Annotated in this window: 20 protein-coding genes; 7 read left to right on the top strand and 13 right to left on the bottom strand. The window is 41.0% G+C overall.

Translation table 11 applies throughout. From position 1 onward, the window contains the following. The first annotated feature begins 77 nt into the window (after nucleotides 1–77). The gene (locus tag VB693_RS11225) at nucleotides 78–821 is read left to right on the top strand and encodes a glycoside hydrolase family protein (RefSeq protein ID WP_323266336.1); all 744 of its coding nucleotides are present in this window, start codon (nucleotides 78–80) and stop codon (nucleotides 819–821) included. On the opposite strand, the gene VB693_RS11220 is transcribed toward VB693_RS11225, so the two are convergent. Then, nucleotides 818–1,042, bottom strand: coding sequence for a hypothetical protein (locus VB693_RS11220; protein WP_323266335.1), 225 nt, complete (start codon nucleotides 1,040–1,042; stop codon nucleotides 818–820). The genes VB693_RS11225 and VB693_RS11220 overlap by 4 nt on opposite strands. Before the next feature lie 49 nt (nucleotides 1,043–1,091). Continuing rightward, nucleotides 1,092–2,984 carry an ATP-dependent zinc metalloprotease FtsH gene (gene ftsH / locus VB693_RS11215; protein WP_323266334.1) on the bottom strand — a complete coding sequence of 631 codons (1,893 nt, stop codon included), beginning with the start codon at nucleotides 2,982–2,984 and terminating at the stop codon, nucleotides 1,092–1,094. A 278-nt stretch (nucleotides 2,985–3,262) separates the two neighbouring features. Between ftsH and VB693_RS11210 the strand changes: the two genes are divergently transcribed. From VB693_RS11210 to VB693_RS11200, 3 genes are all read left to right on the top strand, one after another. Next, nucleotides 3,263–3,808, top strand: a complete 546-nt coding sequence (locus VB693_RS11210; protein WP_190706839.1) for an NADPH-dependent FMN reductase — start codon at nucleotides 3,263–3,265, stop codon at nucleotides 3,806–3,808. A gap of 236 nt (nucleotides 3,809–4,044) precedes the next feature. After that, nucleotides 4,045–4,512, top strand: a complete 468-nt coding sequence (locus tag VB693_RS11205) for a MarR family transcriptional regulator (RefSeq protein ID WP_323266333.1) — start codon at nucleotides 4,045–4,047, stop codon at nucleotides 4,510–4,512. Nucleotides 4,513–4,638: 126 nt separating this feature from the next. After that, nucleotides 4,639–5,895, top strand: a complete 1,257-nt coding sequence (locus VB693_RS11200) for an MFS transporter (protein WP_323266332.1) — start codon at nucleotides 4,639–4,641, stop codon at nucleotides 5,893–5,895. A 63-nt stretch (nucleotides 5,896–5,958) separates the two neighbouring features. Here VB693_RS11200 and VB693_RS11195 read toward each other — a convergent pair whose 3' ends face one another. Next, nucleotides 5,959–7,011 (bottom strand): hemolysin family protein, encoded by a 1,053-nt coding sequence (locus VB693_RS11195; RefSeq protein WP_190706834.1) that lies wholly within the window; start codon nucleotides 7,009–7,011, stop codon nucleotides 5,959–5,961. Between the two features lie 197 nt (nucleotides 7,012–7,208). Here VB693_RS11195 and VB693_RS11190 point away from each other — a divergent pair, with 197 nt between their 5' ends. Together VB693_RS11190 and VB693_RS11185 are read left to right on the top strand one after the other, a co-directional pair. After that, complete coding sequence (locus VB693_RS11190; RefSeq protein ID WP_323266331.1) at nucleotides 7,209–7,925, top strand: class I SAM-dependent methyltransferase; 717 nt, start codon at nucleotides 7,209–7,211, stop codon at nucleotides 7,923–7,925. A gap of 94 nt (nucleotides 7,926–8,019) precedes the next feature. Further along, nucleotides 8,020–8,853, top strand: coding sequence for a TlyA family RNA methyltransferase (locus VB693_RS11185; RefSeq protein ID WP_323266330.1), 834 nt, complete (start codon nucleotides 8,020–8,022; stop codon nucleotides 8,851–8,853). Nucleotides 8,854–8,878: 25 nt separating this feature from the next. Here VB693_RS11185 and VB693_RS11180 read toward each other — a convergent pair whose 3' ends face one another. The 9 genes from VB693_RS11180 to VB693_RS11145 all read right to left on the bottom strand — a co-directional run bounded on the left by VB693_RS11180 (nucleotide 8,879) and on the right by VB693_RS11145 (nucleotide 15,605). Continuing rightward, a complete protein-coding gene (locus tag VB693_RS11180) occupies nucleotides 8,879–9,157 on the bottom strand; it encodes a Calvin cycle protein CP12 (RefSeq protein WP_323266329.1) in 279 nt (92 codons plus the stop codon). Nucleotides 9,158–9,428: 271 nt separating this feature from the next. Then, entirely contained in the window at nucleotides 9,429–10,775 is a 1,347-nt protein-coding gene (locus VB693_RS11175; RefSeq protein WP_323266368.1) for a GTP-binding protein, read from the bottom strand. Between the two features lie 106 nt (nucleotides 10,776–10,881). Then, the gene (gene ureG / locus VB693_RS11170) at nucleotides 10,882–11,475 is read right to left on the bottom strand and encodes an urease accessory protein UreG (protein WP_323266328.1); all 594 of its coding nucleotides are present in this window, start codon (nucleotides 11,473–11,475) and stop codon (nucleotides 10,882–10,884) included. Nucleotides 11,476–11,499: 24 nt separating this feature from the next. After that, the gene (locus tag VB693_RS11165; protein WP_323266327.1) at nucleotides 11,500–11,709 is read right to left on the bottom strand and encodes a DUF6887 family protein; all 210 of its coding nucleotides are present in this window, start codon (nucleotides 11,707–11,709) and stop codon (nucleotides 11,500–11,502) included. Nucleotides 11,710–11,824: 115 nt separating this feature from the next. Beyond that, the gene (locus VB693_RS11160) at nucleotides 11,825–12,901 is read right to left on the bottom strand and encodes an RNA-guided endonuclease TnpB family protein (RefSeq protein ID WP_323266326.1); all 1,077 of its coding nucleotides are present in this window, start codon (nucleotides 12,899–12,901) and stop codon (nucleotides 11,825–11,827) included. A 255-nt stretch (nucleotides 12,902–13,156) separates the two neighbouring features. After that, the gene (locus VB693_RS29015) at nucleotides 13,157–13,336 is read right to left on the bottom strand and encodes a DUF6888 family protein (RefSeq protein ID WP_416233383.1); all 180 of its coding nucleotides are present in this window, start codon (nucleotides 13,334–13,336) and stop codon (nucleotides 13,157–13,159) included. A gap of 234 nt (nucleotides 13,337–13,570) precedes the next feature. Next, on the bottom strand, nucleotides 13,571–14,260 hold the full coding sequence (locus VB693_RS11155; RefSeq protein ID WP_323266325.1) for an urease accessory protein UreF: 690 nt from the start codon (nucleotides 14,258–14,260) through the stop codon (nucleotides 13,571–13,573). After that, nucleotides 14,235–14,681, bottom strand: a complete 447-nt coding sequence (gene ureE, locus VB693_RS11150; RefSeq protein ID WP_323266324.1) for an urease accessory protein UreE — start codon at nucleotides 14,679–14,681, stop codon at nucleotides 14,235–14,237. The genes VB693_RS11155 and ureE overlap by 26 nt, the downstream gene beginning before the upstream one ends. 234 nt (nucleotides 14,682–14,915) lie before the next feature. Continuing rightward, nucleotides 14,916–15,605, bottom strand: a complete 690-nt coding sequence (locus VB693_RS11145; RefSeq protein WP_323266323.1) for a helix-turn-helix transcriptional regulator — start codon at nucleotides 15,603–15,605, stop codon at nucleotides 14,916–14,918. A 47-nt stretch (nucleotides 15,606–15,652) separates the two neighbouring features. Between VB693_RS11145 and VB693_RS11140 the strand changes: the two genes are divergently transcribed. After that, nucleotides 15,653–16,189, top strand: a complete 537-nt coding sequence (locus tag VB693_RS11140) for an MAPEG family protein (RefSeq protein ID WP_323266322.1) — start codon at nucleotides 15,653–15,655, stop codon at nucleotides 16,187–16,189. A gap of 195 nt (nucleotides 16,190–16,384) precedes the next feature. On the opposite strand, the gene VB693_RS11135 is transcribed toward VB693_RS11140, so the two are convergent. Continuing rightward, the gene (locus VB693_RS11135) at nucleotides 16,385–17,008 is read right to left on the bottom strand and encodes a 4Fe-4S single cluster domain-containing protein (RefSeq protein WP_323266321.1); all 624 of its coding nucleotides are present in this window, start codon (nucleotides 17,006–17,008) and stop codon (nucleotides 16,385–16,387) included. Between the last annotated feature and the right edge of the window lie 5 nt (nucleotides 17,009–17,013).

The raw sequence follows: 17,013 nt of genomic DNA, 5'->3' as shown, positions 1-17,013 counted from the left end.
CGGAGCAATTGCGTATAAACGGAAATAATATTTTATTAGTAATTGAATAATTACTAATAAAAATAAACACATAAATTATGAGTATCACGGAGAGTCTCAGGAAAGGCTCACAAGGTTCACAAGTCAAGCAAATACAAGAAATATTAACTAAACTCAAATTAGATCCAGGTAGAATAGATGGTATTTTTGGTGACAAGACTGAAGCATCCATTAAGCAATTTCAACAACAGCAAGGTCTTCAACCTGATGGGGTAGTGGGAACAGACACTCAGAATGCTATTAATAAGTTAATTCAAAAATTAGCAGAGTTAGAAAAAAGCTGGTATGGGGGTAAGTCGGGGAAATTACCACTTCCAGGAGTAGCTATCATTAAAGAATTTGAAGGCTGTAAATTACAAGTCTATCCAGATCCTCGGACTAAGGGTAAACCATATACTATTGGCTGGGGTTCTACTCGCAAAAAAGATGGTAGTGAGTGGAAACTGGGTGAGAAAATCACGCAGCAAGAAGCTGACGAACTATTGATTTTGCAGTTAGAACGTGATTATCTCCCACCTCTAGAGAAAATACCTGGATGGCAAGATTTGAACGCATACCAAAAGGGAGCTATATTAAGTTTTGCCTACAATTTGGGAGCTAACTTCTTTGGTGCTAAGAATTTCGAGACTATCACAAGAGTCTTACAAAATCAGCTATGGGATGGGATAGAAACGACATTAGCTTTGTATAGAAACCCTGGTAGTCAAGTTGAGGAAGGGTTAAAGCGGCGACGACTAGCAGAAGCTAAATTGTTTCTTCAGCCAGAGATTGACATTGCTTAATTTTTAGTTGATGAAGAGTGGTGAATCGGGTAAATAATGACAGCATAATCGACTTTAGAGACAGAAAATGTACTAAGGTAGAGTGCGATCGCGTAGCGTGCCGGAGGCAATAATCGTTCACCTCTCGAACAAAGAAACAGGTAGTAGGGAGTAGGGAACAGATAACAGATAACAGGAAATATTTTGTCACCTGTCACCCTTCGGGTGAGCCAGTCGCTCATGGGGGAAACCCCCAAGACCGCGCTGGCTCACCTGTCACCTGTCACCTTCTTAATAAGACACAGCTACCTTTTCATCAATTAATTGTGTATTATTCTCAGCCACAATTTTGCGGAATAAGTCACCATCAATCGTTTCTTCGTCTGCCAACAAATCTACTAGCCGTTCCAATAACGCCCGGTTTTCTTGTAAGAGTTCTTTAGCTTTTTGATAACAAGCCTTGACAATTTCGCGGACTTGTAAATCAATCTTGGCGGCAATTTCCTCAGAATATTCTGATTTATTCATCCAGTCACGACCTAAAAATACCTCGCTATTCTGAGTTTCTAGGGATAATGGCCCTAATTCAGACATACCAAAACGTGTGACCATTTGGCGTGCCATTGATGTGACTTGTTGTAAGTCACCGCCTGCACCTGTAGTTACTTCCGGCTGACCAAACACAATTTCCTCGGCGGCTCGTCCCCCTAAAGTTGCTGTAATTCTCGCTTTGAGTTGAGAACGGGAAATTAAACCTTGTTCTTCGCCGGGGGTAAACCAAGTTAATCCTAGTGCTTGCCCCCGTGGCATTATGGTAACTTTCTGCACTGGGTCATGGTCTTTTAGTAAAGTCCCGACTAAAGCGTGTCCGACTTCGTGGTAAGCAATCAGGCGTTTGTTCTTGCTGTCTACTAGTGGTGTTCTTTCCATCCCAGCGACAACCCGGTCTACAGCATTATCAATTTCGAGGATGGTGATGGCTTCTTTGCGTCTTCTGGCGGTGAGAATGGCTGCTTCGTTGAGTAGGTTGGCTAAATCTGCGCCAGTGAATCCTGGTGTGCGCCGCGCGATCGCATCTAAAGATACACTAGGATCAACTTTCTTATTCTTGGCATGAACTTTCAAAATTTCCGCACGCCCTTTTAGGTCAGGTGCATCAACTATCACCTGGCGGTCAAAGCGTCCCGGTCTGAGTAATGCTGCGTCTAATACATCAGGACGATTGGTAGCAGCAATAATAATGATGCCAGTGTTACCTTCAAACCCATCCATCTCAGTTAGTAACTGGTTGAGGGTTTGCTCTCTCTCATCGTTACCGCCGCCGATACCTGTACCCCGTTGTCTACCTACCGCATCGATTTCATCAATAAATATTAGACAGGGGGCATTTTCTTTGGCTTTTTTAAATAAATCACGGACGCGGGAAGCACCCACACCCACGAACATTTCCACAAACTCAGAACCGGAAATACTAAAGAATGGTACAGATGCTTCCCCGGCGATCGCTTTTGCTAGTAAAGTTTTACCTGTACCTGGAGGGCCTACCAACAGCACCCCCTTGGGAATGCGTGCGCCAACAGCTGTAAATCTTTCTGGCTGTTTTAAGAAGGTAACAACTTCTTGTAATTCTTCTTTAGCTTCTTCAATACCAGCTACATCATCAAACTTCACCCCAGTTTTGGCTTCCATTTGGAAACGCGCTCTCGATTTACCAAAGTTCATAGCTTGACTAGAAGCATTGGTAGAGCGACGCAGAAACAGCAGCATTAAAGCCACCAGAGGCAAAATCCACATGAGGTTAATCAATAACCCCACCGCAGCCCTACTATTGGCAGAAGATACTTGACCAAAATCAACGTTTTTTTCTTTGAGTCTATTAATTAACTCTGTATTTTGCTCCAAAAGCCTCACCTGTATTGGTGGCGCATCTGGCTTTTGACCTTTTAAATAAACCTTTGCTATTTGTTCGGTTTCATCCAGTTCGACCTTTCTGACTTGATCTTGATTAACTTTTTCGATTAATTTTCCATATGTTAAAGAATCGCGCTCTGTCTTTTCTGCCAAAGCAAGATTACCTCCAAACATACTCGGTAACATAATCAAACTGGCTACTAGCGCACCAGTCCATGCAACGCGCTTTGGTGATTGCTGTTTCATCAATGCCTTCTTAGCAAGATTTTTCATAAAAATTACCCTTTGTCTGCTGCCGTAGGCCGAGCATATTTTTTTGACTACTCTTCTCGCAAAAATTGCAATAACTGGAAATTACTACTTATCTAATCTAGTCTAACTCCCAAAAGAGCCAGGGGTGTAAGAGAGCAGGGGGAGCAGGGAAGGTAGAAGATGCAGGCAGAGAAAATCCCCAATCCCTAATAATTTGACTGTGGCAAAATAAATCGTTAAGATGATCAGCATAGTCGTAATGACTTCGTATTTTATAAATACTTAATGATGGGTGAATTATGGTAAAAATTGTTGGTATCGGCGGTAGTTTAAGACCCAACTCCTACACCCAGTTGGCTTTACAAGTAGCAGCACAACGGCTAGAAGCAATAGGTGCTGAGGTAGAAATTCTTGATTTACGACAGTTGCAATTACCATTCTGCACGGGAGCTAAAGAATATTCAGAATATCCTGATGTTCAAAAGTTGCGTGATACTGTACGCAACAGCGATGGATTAGTTTTAGCAACCCCTGAATATCATGGCGGTGTTAGCGGTGTCATCAAAAATTCTCTGGATTTAATGAGTTTTGAAGAATTGTCTGGAAAAGTCACAGGACTAATTAGTGTCCTGGGTGGTCAATCCAACAGCAACGCCTTAAATGATCTGCGGTTGATTATGCGTTGGGTACACGGTTGGGTAATTCCAGAACAAATTGCGATCGGACAAGCTTATGGTGCTTTCAGTCCCGAAGGCAAAATTTTAGATGAAAAACTTTCTCAAAGATTTGATCAATTCGCTCAGAGTTTAGTTGACAACACTCGCAAACTCAAGGGAGTGAATTAGAAGCGGAAGAGTGCTGAGTGCTGAGTGCTGAGTGCTGAGTGCTGAGTGCTGAGTGCTGAGTTTTGAGTGCTGAGTTTTGAGTGCTGAGTGCTGAGTGCTGAGTTTTGAGTGAGTGGTGAGTATTAAAAAGTATGGCTTATGGCTCGCTACGCTAACAGCAATTTTAACTCAGCACTCTTTATTGCCAAAAACATTAAATCAATTTAAAATAAATATTACGCACGCTAAATATTTCGATGATTGTTGAACCCGATCATTCTCTAACTACAGAGTCATGGCAGCATAACCTAGCTCCTTATAACTTGGGTTATAGAATCAAACTACTTTCACAGTTACTTACCCGCAAGTTTACTGACAAGCTAGAACCCTTTGGCTTAACACCATTTCATTGGCTGGTTTTATGCTGTTTGTGGCAAGAAGATGGTTTGCCTACTTCCAGTATTGGGGAGAAACTTCAACAAGTGGGAGGTACACTGACTGGTGTACTAGATCGTATGGAAGAACGTGGTTTAGTGCGTCGAGAACGGGATAATCACGATCGCCGTATCTGGCGAATCTGGCTGACTGATGCTGGTAAGGAGTTAGAAACTGTATTACCACCGATCGCAGCTGAGGTGCGTGAGGAAGCCATGCAAGGTATTTCTATCGCTGATCGCGACATTTTTTCCCAACTTCTCAATCGCGCGATCGCTAACCTCTCTTAAATATGATTCCTGAATCATCCACTTGGATGAAGGAATGCCTTAATTTTTTGCAGATAATCCTACGTACATAAAAAAGATGTGTAAACTCTAGGCGTATATATTACGTACTCTAAATATTTATAATTCATGAATCATCAGAAATGGCGGCTAATACCTGTATTTAGCTCAAGAAACTATCGGTTGTTTTTTGCAGGACAGGGAATTTCTTTAATTGGCACATGGATGACGCAACTAGCGACAGTTTGGCTAGTTTACGATTTAACAAAATCACCTTTAATGCTGGGAATTGTAGGGTTTTCTAGCCAAATTCCTAACTTTTTTCTTGCTCCCTTTGCCGGAGTCTTTGTAGATCGCTTTTCGCGCTATCGTACTTTAATTGGTACACAGATACTATCTATGATCCAGTCGTTAGTGCTTGCTACATTAACATTTACTGGTGTGATCCAAATTTGGCAGATTATTGCCTTAAGCTTGTTGCAAGGATTTATTAATGCTTTAGATGCACCAGCTAGACAAGCATTTGTACCAGAACTAGTAGAACATAGAGACGATTTAGCTAATGCGATCGCTGTCAATTCAACGATGGTTAATGGTGCGCGGTTAATTGGCCCGGCTGTAGGTGGTTTATTAATTGCTCAGTTTGGGATAGCCTACTGTTTTTTAATTGATGGGTTGAGCTATATTGCAGTTATCGCTGGGTTATTAGCGATGACTATCAAACCTTGGACAATCTCAGTCAGTCCAGGAAATCCCTTACAAAAAATTCACGAGGGATTTGTATATGCCTTTAGTTTTCCACCCATTCGTTCTATTTTAATACTATCAAGTTTAGTCAGTTTAATGGGACTACAAAATACTATTATTGTACCTATTTTCGCTGAAAAAATATTAGCAGGTAACGCAGAAACATTAGGATTTTTAATGGCAGCTTCCGGACTAGGAGCATTATCTGGAGGCATTTACTTAGCTACACGGAGAACAATTTTAGGGATTGGTAAATTAATTGCTATAGCACCAGCAATTTTAGGTGTTGGTTTGATTGCCTTTGCTAACTCTAGATTTTTACCATTTTCTCTATTTACTATGTTATTTGTCGGCTTAGGCACAATTCTACAAATAGCTGCTAGTAATACATTTTTACAAACAATTGTAGAAGAAGATAAGCGTGGCAGATTAATGAGTTTGTATACAATGTCGTTTTTAGGAATGATACCTGTAGGTAATTTATTAGGTGGTGTCTTAGCAAGTCATATAGGTGCGCCTAACACATTAATGATTGATGGTATTGCTTGTATTATTGGGTCTATGATTTTCTATAGGCAATTACCAGGCTTGAAGAAATTTATCTACCCAATTTACCACCAGAAAGGTATTTTAACGTGAGCTTTTCAGGAATGCAATTCATTAAAAGCTCGCGTTAATTACCAATCACCAATCACCAACAAATTATTTCCAAGAGGAATTACTGTTACTAATAGATTGCAACATTTTTTCTCGCTTTTTACGGGCGATTTCTTGCAAATCAACACTTCTATCAGTCTCATCAACAATCTCACCAGTGATCACTTCCAGCACATCTTCTAAAGTGATTACACCGGCGACACTACCATATTCATCTACTACTACAGCTAGATGTTCACGGGCTTCGATGAAGTTTTTTAGCAGTCTATCTGCTTGAATGACTTCAGGGACGAAGCGAACTTTGCGAGTCAGTGTAGAAATTTGGTTATTTTGATTCCCTTGAACGATCGCAGTGAGTAATTCCTGTTTTAAAGTAAAACCCATGACTTGATCAATCGAGTCATCCGTCACAATAATTCGGGTATGCTGGGAAGCGATAATGTCTGCTGTCGCCTCAGCGATCGTGAGATGTCCGTCGATATGTGTCAGCATAATGCGGGGGGTCATCAGATCAGCAGCTGTGACATCATTGAGTTTAAACACCCTCTGAATCATTTCCGCTTCATTACTTTCAATGATCCCTTCTTGCTGACCGATATTTGCAAGTAGCTTGATTTCTGCCTCATTAGTAGTAGGTCTTTTTTTACCTTTAGAAAAGGGTGCAGTGACGTTTTCTAAAATCCATACTAGGGGTGTAAAGACAATAGAAAGCCCAGTAATGGGTATAGCAGCTAGCATCGCCAGTGGTTCACAATACCTTTCTCCTACTGTTTTGGGAATAATTTCACCAAAAATGATAATCAAGAAAGTCAAGACAGCTGAAAATATACCCAACCACTGTGATCCTAATGCTTGAGTTGCAACGCCACCTGTGACGATACTGCCAATAATATTAAAGATGTTATTGAGAATCACAATGGTTGCAATTGGGCGATTCATATTTTCCCGAATCGCCAATAGTGCAACGGCTGACGGGTTATTTGATTGTGCTAATTGTCTGACCCTGAGGGTAGAAACAGAAAACAGCGCGGTTTCTATACTAGAACACAACGCTGAACCTAGAATTACAACAAAGATGATAGTGATTAGCTGTAGCATATTGTTTCCCAAGAATGGGAATCGAGAATCTCCTCATGAGTGGCTACCTCTAATTATGAGTTAATATCCACATTGCTAGTCAAAATGAGAGTAGAAATAGTAGAAACTGAGGTCAGACTACTCTGATTTTCAGCTATTGTTTGTGTAAGTGTTCAATGTTTGAGAAAAAATAGGCGGAGTACCTGATTAGAGCAACTATGTCACAGCTATTTCCTGGAGAAGTATTCGCCAATACTGCTGATTTTGATCACGGGATTCGTAGTTTATTGCCACGATATGATGAAATACTAGATGTTCTTACACGTTGTCTGCCTTCTACTAGTCGTTACATTTTAGAATTAGGTTGCGGTACAGGTGAGGTTAGTCTCAAGGTACTCAAACGCTGTCCAGAGGCGCAAATTATTGCCTTAGATTACTCACCCCGGATGCTGCAATTTGCCCAAGATAAAATCGCCGCAGCTGGATACGAACAAAGATGGACTGGAATACAAGCAGATTTCGGTGAATGGGCTATTAATCCAGAAAAATTAAATATTCGTAGTGAATTTGATGCTTGTGTCTCATCTTTAGCAATTCACCATCTTCAGGATGAGATGAAGCTAAAATTATTTGAGCGTATTGCTGCCAGTCTCAAACAAGATGGTTGTTTTTGGAATGCAGACCCCATCTTACTCGAATCACCAGCCCTAGCGGAAATTTATCAAGAGGTGCGAGAGGAATGGGCAAACCAACAGGGTACTAGTTTGACAGAGATTTGCGCTAAAGTTGGCAACAGTAGCCAACAAGGATATTCTGGCCAAGACAAACTTGCTACTTTAGACACTCATCTGCAAATGCTGATTCAGGCTGGATTTAAGACTGTAGCAGTACCTTGGAAGTATTACGGGTTAGCTGTTTTTGGAGGATTTAGATAGTGGTGAGTGCTGAGTAATGAGTAATGAGTAATGAGTTTTGAGTAATGAGTTTTGAGTGGTAATACTATTTTAAAAATGTTTTTGGCAGGTGAGATTGGTTAAGCAGCGACTTGATACCTTATTAGTAGAGTTAGATTTATGTACTTCTCGCGCTTTAGCACAGAGGCTAATTCAGGCGGGGGAAGTGATGGTTAATCAACAGGTAATTGATAAGCCTGGGACAGAGGTTGATATTGCGGCTCAAATTAAGATTAAAAAGCGATCGCGGTTTGTCTCTCGTGGTGGTGATAAACTCGCTAAGGCTTTAGATGTATTTGCTATTCCCATTGCAGGGCGTGTTTGCTTGGATGGTGGGATTTCTACAGGCGGCTTTACTGATTGTTTACTACAAGCTGGAGCTAAATTAGTTTACGGCGTTGATGTTGGTTATGGACAAACCGACTGGGGTTTACGAAACAATCCCCAGGTTAAGTTGCGGGAACGTACCAATTTACGACAACTAGAACCTGGGGATTTATATGATGAAGATGACCCGATTCCTGATTTGGCGGTGGTTGATGTCTCTTTTATTTCCTTAACCAAGATTTTGCCTGCTGTCTGGCGACTAACTCAACACCCTCGTGAAGCGGTGTTGTTGGTTAAGCCTCAGTTTGAAGTTGGGAAATCTCGTGTGGGTAAAAAAGGTGTGGTACGCGACCCCGATGACCAAGCTGATGCTATTTTCCAGGTGTTGCGAGTAGCTAACGAACTAAGTTGGAGATACAAAGGTTTAACTTGGTCGCCTATTACTGGCCCGGCGGGAAATATCGAATACCTCTTGTGGTTGGGAACAGAAAGCGAAACACCACCGCCAGATTTAAGTAGTATCAAACAAATGACGCAATCAGCCGCAGCTGATTTTCACCGAAAAAGTGCAATCAACAGTTAACAGTCAACCATCAATCGTTAGCACTTTAAACGTCATAGATGAGACACTCTAAAGCTTCTGGGTGTAATTCACAGTATTCATCTAGAGAGGTTTTGTATTTTTGAGCCTGTGCTTGGTGAGATTTTTCGGCTTGTAATTCTTCCACAATATCCCAGGCTACAGCACAATTAGAAGAACTATCACCACTTTGCTCACAGGTGGCGCGGGCTTCGACTATCGCTGTTAAAATAGCTTTCTCTAAATCTGTAATCCCATTGTGGTCAGAGTTAACAGTATTTAAACCTATGCTGAAAGTTCCTGCCATGATCTTTATCGCCTCTGTTGACTGATATCAAAATGTGATTAAAAGCTGATATTCCTAGTTTAGATAGGCTGACTAAAAGATGTAGTGGTGAATACCGTTCTAGTTTTCAACACCTTTTCTTAGTAATTCCTGTCTGGTCATTAGCTAATAATTGCCATTTCTTTTATGTTGCACTCAAAATTGGATTTATGGGCGATTATCAGAGGAATTTGATATTAATTGACCAACTATCAATCACAACAACAATTCAGCCAATATCTTTTATTTAATCTCAATATTTCATGTTTAATTCTTGTTGCAGCCGATACAGAATAGTATTTTTGTCAACTTGAGAGAGAATTTCTTGAATAACGGTATCAGCACCCAATTGTCCCCAAGTGCAGCCTTTTTCTAGATAGACTTGAGCCGCTTTACCTACAGAATATGCACCATAACCAGCAATGCCTGCTTGAGCGATCGCACTACCAGCAAATGCCGTAATATTAATCGGGTTATCACCACTAGTTAATGCTGCCGTACTCTTACCTAATCCTAATAGAAAACTGCTACCTAATTCTCCTAATAATAAACTCCCTGAACTTAATAAAATCGTTTTTAAAATTCTCCCGGCTTCATAGCTAGTCATGGGTAAACCATACAATCTAGCTAAGGCGCGAATTAAAGCTAAATCAGCCACACTACCACCGAGAATATCGAAGAAAGCTATGGGATTTAAACCGACGGCTAAGGCTTTATATTTGGTAAATTTCCAAATGATATCTTCTGCTTCTTGTTCGCGGATATCGATAGTTTTTTGAGCGATCGCAGCTTCGGCTTCCCGTGCTTGAATCAGTGCATTTAATGCCAATAGCGATCGCCCTTCCCGATTGAGAATATTTAAAATAGTTTCCTTGAGTTCGTCTACCTGTGGCGGGGGTGTTTCCCATTCATAACTCACATTCCCATCAGGCCATTCCACCCGGACTTCCATTGGTGCGGGTTCTGCCGCCACCATCACAATTTCATCAGGTAACAGAGGCTGGGTATGGGGATTTGCTGCACCTAATTGCTGTAAGTTTTCATAAATAGCTGCCCTATCTGTATCTGGGTATAAATCAATTTTATTGAATACTAAAATCAGGGGTTTTTGTGCTTGTCGTAATTCCAAAAGTGCCTGATATTCAGTGCGGGTAATATCTCCAGATACTACAAACAAAATTAAATCAGCTTGACGCGCTACATCTTTGGCCATTTGTGCGCGTGACTCACCTTGAATTTCATCTAATCCAGGGGTATCAATTAACTCTACTATGACCTTTCCCCCTGGTTGCCAGCGTACAGAACGAGGCCATTGAGTTACACCATTGAGGGGGCCAGTTTGCAAAATCTTGCTTCCCAACACAGCATTTAAGATCGCCGACTTACCACGACTCACCAAACCAAAGGCGGCAATTCTAATTACGTTAGCGTCAAGCTTGCTGAGTGTAGCAGTTAAAGCTTCTATTTCGGGTTTGACTAAAGCTGACAATTCTGGATTAGATGATAAATGCCCTGGTTTCCGAAGATATCCATACCAGGACATTGCTTGTCTGAGACTAGCACGGGCGCGGTTGAGGTGAGTTTCTTGCAAATTACGCACGGAGTTAGTTTGATTCAAGGTGAGAGAAACAACAGGCTATATTTCTATTTTGATCTATGGGAATGAAATTTGACGCGTTGATGCAAGGAAGCCCATCCTACATTACTTAAATATGGGTACAAACAAATTCAATCACATCAGCCAACCCTTGTTGAGTTTTCAAATTGGTAAAAATAAAAGGTTTATCAACCCGCATTTTTTTTGCATCTCGTTCCATGACACTTAAATCTGCACCAACATAGGGTGCAAGATCAGTTTTATTAATCACCAATAAATCAGATTTAGTAATACCGGGGCCGCCTTTGCGGGGGATTTTATCACCAGCCGCCACATCAATAACGTAAATAGTTAAATCTACCAATTCAGGACTAAAGGTAGCGGCTAAATTATCACCACCACTTTCTAAAAAGACTAAATCTAGCTGAGTGAAACGCTGTTCTAGTTGTTCAATAGCTGCCAAATTCATCGAAGCGTCTTCTCGGATGGCAGTATGGGGACACCCACCAGTTTCTACACCCAAAATGCGATCGCTAGTTAAGGCTTGAGAACGTACCAAAAACTGAGCGTCTTCTTGAGTATAAATGTCATTGGTCACTACGGCAATTTGATAGCGATCGCGCAATGCTTTACATAAAGCATCCACTAAAGCCGTCTTCCCTGAACCAACAGGGCCTGCTACACCTATACGAAATGTGGTCATAAGTTAATACAAATCAATTCTTAATTATTCGGTCTGCATTTGTTCTACTTTCTCCCGAATTAAGTGATCAATTTCTGCAATCTCTGCTGGTGACTGGAGCATAGTAAATGTTTCTGGAGATGCTACAGATGTGAAACGATCAACAAAGGCATAAAATGCTGCTTTATCTTGCGGATGAGCAACTACATAAGCTCTTAGTTCAGCTTTTGTCATCTTGTTAAAGTCAATCTTCACTAAAGAAATCTCCAACGACCATTACGATATATCTGCTATATAAATCCTAGACAAGTCTAGACATTTATTTCTTACTTCACTGGGAGCATGGGAGCGGTTATCCCTCAATAAGCTTTCAAGGTTTAGCCAACCTCGATAAATTTATTGCAGCGTTTAAATCTCTGTCGATTGAATGACCACAACTACCACAGTTATAGGTTCTTTCTTGGAGTGGCATATCTTGAATATGACCACAATTTGAACAGGTTTTACTCGATGGATACCAGCGATCTGCAATAATTATTTCACAACCAAACTTTTTAGCTTTATATTCCAACTGCCTTTTGAACTCATGGAAACCGCAATCAGCAATGACTTGGGCCAATTTATGGTTAGACAACATCCCAGAAATATTTAAATCTTCTACTACTATTTTTGCGTGGTTTTTGCATAAGAAAGTAGTAATTTGATGAAGAGTATTATTTCTGAGATTTGCTACCCTAGCATGATGTCTGGCTAGTTTAAGTTTGGTTTTATGTCTATTGTTAGAGCCTTTAACTTTTTGAGAAAGTTTTCTAGAAAGTCTTTTGAGCTTTCTTAAATTAGCTTGATAGTATTTTGGGTTAGGAAATACTACCCCAGTTGATAATGTAGCTAATTCTTTCACCCCTAAATCAACACCTACAACTTGGTGCTGCTTTTGAGTTATTTCATTTTCCTGCTCGTAAGCAAAAGAAATATACCAACTATCAGCAATTCGAGATATAGTGATTAATTTACAAGTTGTATGTGGTAAACTTTCATGAGTTTTTACCCATCCAATTGTAGGTAACTTAATGGATGTCCCGCCTACAGGAATAGTTTGACCGCTAGCATCTATAGTAAAAGAATCATGTTTACCTTTCTTTTTGAAATTAGGATAACCACTCTTGCCAGAAAATAACCTACCAAATGCTGAACCTAAATTATCAAAAGAGTATTGAGTTATTTTCTGACAAATTCCCTTTTCTTTAATCCATGTAAATTCAGGTTTTACGTGATTATTAAAGAATTTTTTGAGCAGGTATTTGTTAGGCTTTAATCCATCTTTAACAAAGCTATTCCAAGTAGCAAGACCCCAATTATAAGTAAATCTCGCAATTCCCGCGTGTTTACTCATGATTATTTTTTGCTCTTGACTTAGTTTGAGCTTTGTTTTGATAGATAAAAGCATTTGACACGACCTTTTCAAATGTGGGAGCATCGCACAATACACGTATTATATAAGCAAGTCAACCTATTTTAGATTTTGGATTTGAGATTTTAGTAGGGGTGGGTTCACAAATATCCTCAATTATTCACGATGATTCTGGTAAACCCGCCCCTACTGCACCCCTTCAGGGGATGCTCCCTGGAATTAAACGCTAATAGCTTAAGTGATGCTATCGAGCAAATGTCTAGAAAACAATAAACAGTTGACTAGGATTGTCTATTTATGTCTAGTAAATTGGTTACTAGTGATTAGCTCTATTTGTATATTATCGCCAGACAAAATGAAGACATTGCCTGTGCGTTCATCTAATCGGACGATAAAAATGGGTGTAAATGTATTTGTTAGGGATTGGCATAGTGTGACGCACATGATACCTTGTTCGGCAGTTGGTAAAATAGTTGCACCTCAATCAAGCACTCTTGTAAAAGAGTAGCAGGTTTACACTCGGTTCAAGCATCCCATAACTGGCGTTGCTGAATCCAGATGTGAAAATCAAAGATTCCCTCTCTTAAACTCTTACTCTCTGCGTCTCTGCGCCTCTGCGTGTTAGCGTTAGCGGGGCGTAGCCCGACAAATTCATATTCTCACTCAGCAACGCCCGATAACTAGTGTCAAACGCTAACTAATCTCTCAACTTCTAAACAATCTTGTATACTGCGTTTCATGCTGCATACTTGCTAAAGATAAACCCCAGCTACAACAACTCAGGTCATCATCTTCTAAAGCCATTATTTCTAGTGTGGCAGAAGTAATTAATGGTTGTAAATTTAGTAATATTTCTTGTCCGGCTGTTTGTCCTAGGGGGATAAGTTTTACTCCAGCCGTCATTAAATTAGTTGCCCAGCTATGCAGATATGCTAACAAAGCGGCTTGAGGATGGATTTGCCAATGGGCAGCAGCAATGCCAAAAGCGATCGCATAATTGCAAGGATTACCCACAGCGTTGGCTAAATCTAATACTTGCGGTTGTATTTTAGCAAGTAATTGCATGAGCGATCGCCCCATTTGCCAGCTAGAATTACGTAATTCTTGGGTTTCCCTAGCAGCCGATAACCACAAATTCCAATAGCGTAATTTTTCCAGATCACCTGTAGTCACAGCCTCATGCACTCTGACTATTACCGCCGTTTCTAACCGAATTGCCCCATAACGCAATTCTGCCTCTAACCAATGCTTGAGGGTATCTTTGTTGGTAATTGTGCCATGTTCTACTAAGGTTTCTATTCCTTCCGAATAGCTGTATGCTCCCACAGGTAAGGCGGAACTGGCTAGCTGCAAGAGATGCAATAAATGACTATCCGTGAGGGTGATGGTGTCCATAAGCACCGACCTCCGGCTGAAATGGGATAATTTCTTCTGTGATTTCCAGCCCCATCTGTTCTAACAAGGTGCGTAAAACTGGGTCTGGAGATAAACGTAAATAATTGCAGGTAATTTCTACAGGTACATGACGATTCCCCAAATGGTATGCAGCCCGCATTAATAAAATTGGTGTAGGGGCGACAACAGTTAAAACCTGTTCTGGTTTAGCGGTAATTCTAATCAAATTGCCATTGGTTTCATCTTGTAGAATATCCCCATCCCACAACACCGTCCCCCTAGGTAAACGTAAAAACACCACCTTACCGTCTTCTGCCTCAAAGCGGTGACGGCTGCGGGTACGTTCTTCTGCTGTCAGTGCCAAAGTAAAAGTGACTGTTATCTCAGGGTTTGGTGGTTGCCTTTGCGTCAAGGTGAGCATAATTATGTAATTCGTAATTCGTAATTAAGATACAAGAAAATAGGGAGTAGAAATTAATATTTTCTACTCCCTAAAGGTATACCATCCAGAAATTTTAATCTTGATATAGCAGTTTGCAGTTGAGTCTAATACAGACCTAACCTAGGCTGTTGACTCTGTGCCTTTTTGGAGAGTAAAAAATCATGGTGTTTCTGTGTCATTAATTGGTTCAGAATTAAAGTTAGATCAGCAAACTCAAGCCTTCAATCTTGCAACCATTTCTGCCCGTGCAGAAACGTCTAACTTCTGAAACATCCGTTTGAGAACTTGTTTGACAGCATCACGGCTAATATACAACTTCAAAGCAATTTCTCGATTACTCAATCCTTGAGCAACTAATTCCGCAACGTCAACTTCTCGTGGTGTTAGACAATTGATTAAAGAAGGAGAGATCGCAAAACGTAAAGTTGCTAAACGAACGGATAAGTGTTGGCATAGAGAACTCACATGAATAAGGTCGCTATCGTTAAAGGTGGGAAACTCCTTCCCACGCAAAAAATAGATCCCACCGATCAAGCGACTAACACCGATGAGGGGTGCAACCATGCCATGTTCAAGCCCGTAATTGCGAAATACATCCTGGTAAAGTGCGCTCTGATGCCAAGCTTTTAAAGACTGAACCGATAGATGATGAACTGGAATTTGCTGCTGAATCATGCGTTGGCTTACTCGATCTTCACTTTGTCCAACTTCTTGATAGCGATCGCGAAAGGTATCCGGCACTCCCCAAAGGTCTGACTCCAACACTCGAAGACGACTATCCAGTAAATCCAATCCCCAAGCCGTAGCTCCCACCAGTTCGCCAGCATAGTCCATGAAGCAAGAGCGCAAGTCTACTTCATTGGATACTATAGTGATTTTTTCAATCAGAGGAGCAAATTTCATAGACTTGTACCCAGTTGAGGACTTGGTTCGGTGACTATGAGTCCTTATTGTATAAAATTGATCTACAATTCACATCTGTTATGCCTATCCCTATTTCAACCTTGTTTGTGGGACTAAATGGTTTGATTGCGCTTGTTTTGTCTTACCTTGTCGTTACAGAGCGCACCCGAACGCGTATTTGGCACGGAGAAACGGAGACAGACATTATTAATCAGCCCAATTACCTTGAACACCCCAATCCGTGGGCAGCTTTTGTCGAAAGCTATACTCAGAAATCTGTGATTACAAAAACTGCCGATGATGGCGTTCTTCAGCGCAGAGTACGTGCCTATGGCAATTTTACAGAATATGTCCCGTTGGGGCTGTTGTTTGTCATCACATTAGAGTTGATGCGTTCATCGTCTTGGATACTCTGGTTGCTTGGCAGTGTACTCACGATAGGACGAGTTGCTCATGCGTGGGGGCTGAATATCACCTATGGTCCCTCACCGGGTCGCGCATTTGGTTTTTTCCTAACGTGGTTAGTTTACATTACTGGTGCTAGTGCCTGTGTATATTACGGTATTGTAGGACTTCTCTCGTAACAGAATTTGCATGAAATTTTTTGAGGAATTTTCCCACAAAGTCAACACCCTAGACCTAACCCCCAACCCCTTCCCTACATTCGCGCAGCGTGTCGGAGACAGGGAAGGGGAGTAAGCCTCAAAGCCTCTCTCCTTGTAGGAGAGAGGTTAGAGTGTATTGTATACAAACGAGAAGTGCTATAACTGTTAACTGATTTAAGTCAATTCCAACCAACCTTGATAACCGGTGACAATACGATTTCCATCTTTGAGGATGTGAACTTCTATCTGGTCGCTAGCCCAAGAAATTTTGTCAGCAAAGGCTGGGTTAAATACGCGAACCTTTTGATTTCGCGAGGAAACAGGGGAATCTGGAGAATTAATTGCTAAAGTTTCTACAAACGGCCCATCAATCAAAATATCTAATTGTGCTAATAATTCTTGAGAACCTGGCGGTGCAGATTCTGATTGGAGTTGCTTGAGGGTAAAACCACTAAAAGACATGACATTTAAACCAGCCGCTTTTAGCTTACGGGCTAAATCAGCTAAGGCGGATGCTTGCCAAAATGGTTCTCCTCCTGAGAATGTCACGCCGGTATTTTGGGGTTTGCTTAAAATTTGCTCAACTAGACTATCAACAGTTACTAGTTGGTTAATCTCAAATGTCCAGGAATCGGGATTAAAGCAGCCAGGACATTCCCTCGGACACCCTTGAACCCAGACAACAGCACGACAACCAGGGCCATTCACTTCTGATTCATCAATGTAACCCATGATGTTAAGATGACCAGAGGGAATTTTTGGGCGTATTAGTGATAGGTTGGTTTGTTCGGTTTCCATCTGTT

Source organism: Anabaena sp. UHCC 0399, assembly GCF_034931465.1.
GTDB classification, from domain to species: Bacteria; Cyanobacteriota; Cyanobacteriia; order Cyanobacteriales; family Nostocaceae; genus Trichormus; species Trichormus minutissimus.
The sequence above is the reverse complement of the archived record's forward strand: the minus strand, read 5'-3'. Positions and strand labels throughout refer to the sequence as shown.

Excerpts from the sequence above, each read along its gene's own strand:
- VB693_RS11180 (WP_323266329.1), bottom strand. The coding sequence starts at position 9,157 with ATGGCAGGAACTTTCAGCATAGGTTTAAATACTGTTAACTCTGACCAC.
- VB693_RS11220 (WP_323266335.1), bottom strand. The coding sequence starts at position 1,042 with ATGAGCGACTGGCTCACCCGAAGGGTGACAGGTGACAAAATATTTCCT.
- VB693_RS11135 (WP_323266321.1), bottom strand. The coding sequence starts at position 17,008 with ATGGAAACCGAACAAACCAACCTATCACTAATACGCCCAAAAATTCCC.
- VB693_RS11155 (WP_323266325.1), bottom strand. The coding sequence starts at position 14,260 with ATGGACACCATCACCCTCACGGATAGTCATTTATTGCATCTCTTGCAG.
- VB693_RS11210 (WP_190706839.1), top strand. The coding sequence starts at position 3,263 with ATGGTAAAAATTGTTGGTATCGGCGGTAGTTTAAGACCCAACTCCTAC.
- VB693_RS11160 (WP_323266326.1), bottom strand. The coding sequence starts at position 12,901 with ATGCTTTTATCTATCAAAACAAAGCTCAAACTAAGTCAAGAGCAAAAA.
- VB693_RS11145 (WP_323266323.1), bottom strand. The coding sequence starts at position 15,605 with ATGAAATTTGCTCCTCTGATTGAAAAAATCACTATAGTATCCAATGAA.
- VB693_RS11205 (WP_323266333.1), top strand. The coding sequence starts at position 4,045 with ATGATTGTTGAACCCGATCATTCTCTAACTACAGAGTCATGGCAGCAT.
- ureG (WP_323266328.1), bottom strand. The coding sequence starts at position 11,475 with ATGACCACATTTCGTATAGGTGTAGCAGGCCCTGTTGGTTCAGGGAAG.
- ureE (WP_323266324.1), bottom strand. The coding sequence starts at position 14,681 with ATGCTCACCTTGACGCAAAGGCAACCACCAAACCCTGAGATAACAGTC.
- VB693_RS11190 (WP_323266331.1), top strand. The coding sequence starts at position 7,209 with ATGTCACAGCTATTTCCTGGAGAAGTATTCGCCAATACTGCTGATTTT.
- VB693_RS11200 (WP_323266332.1), top strand. The coding sequence starts at position 4,639 with ATGAATCATCAGAAATGGCGGCTAATACCTGTATTTAGCTCAAGAAAC.
- VB693_RS11195 (WP_190706834.1), bottom strand. The coding sequence starts at position 7,011 with ATGCTACAGCTAATCACTATCATCTTTGTTGTAATTCTAGGTTCAGCG.
- VB693_RS11225 (WP_323266336.1), top strand. The coding sequence starts at position 78 with ATGAGTATCACGGAGAGTCTCAGGAAAGGCTCACAAGGTTCACAAGTC.
- ftsH (WP_323266334.1), bottom strand. The coding sequence starts at position 2,984 with ATGAAAAATCTTGCTAAGAAGGCATTGATGAAACAGCAATCACCAAAG.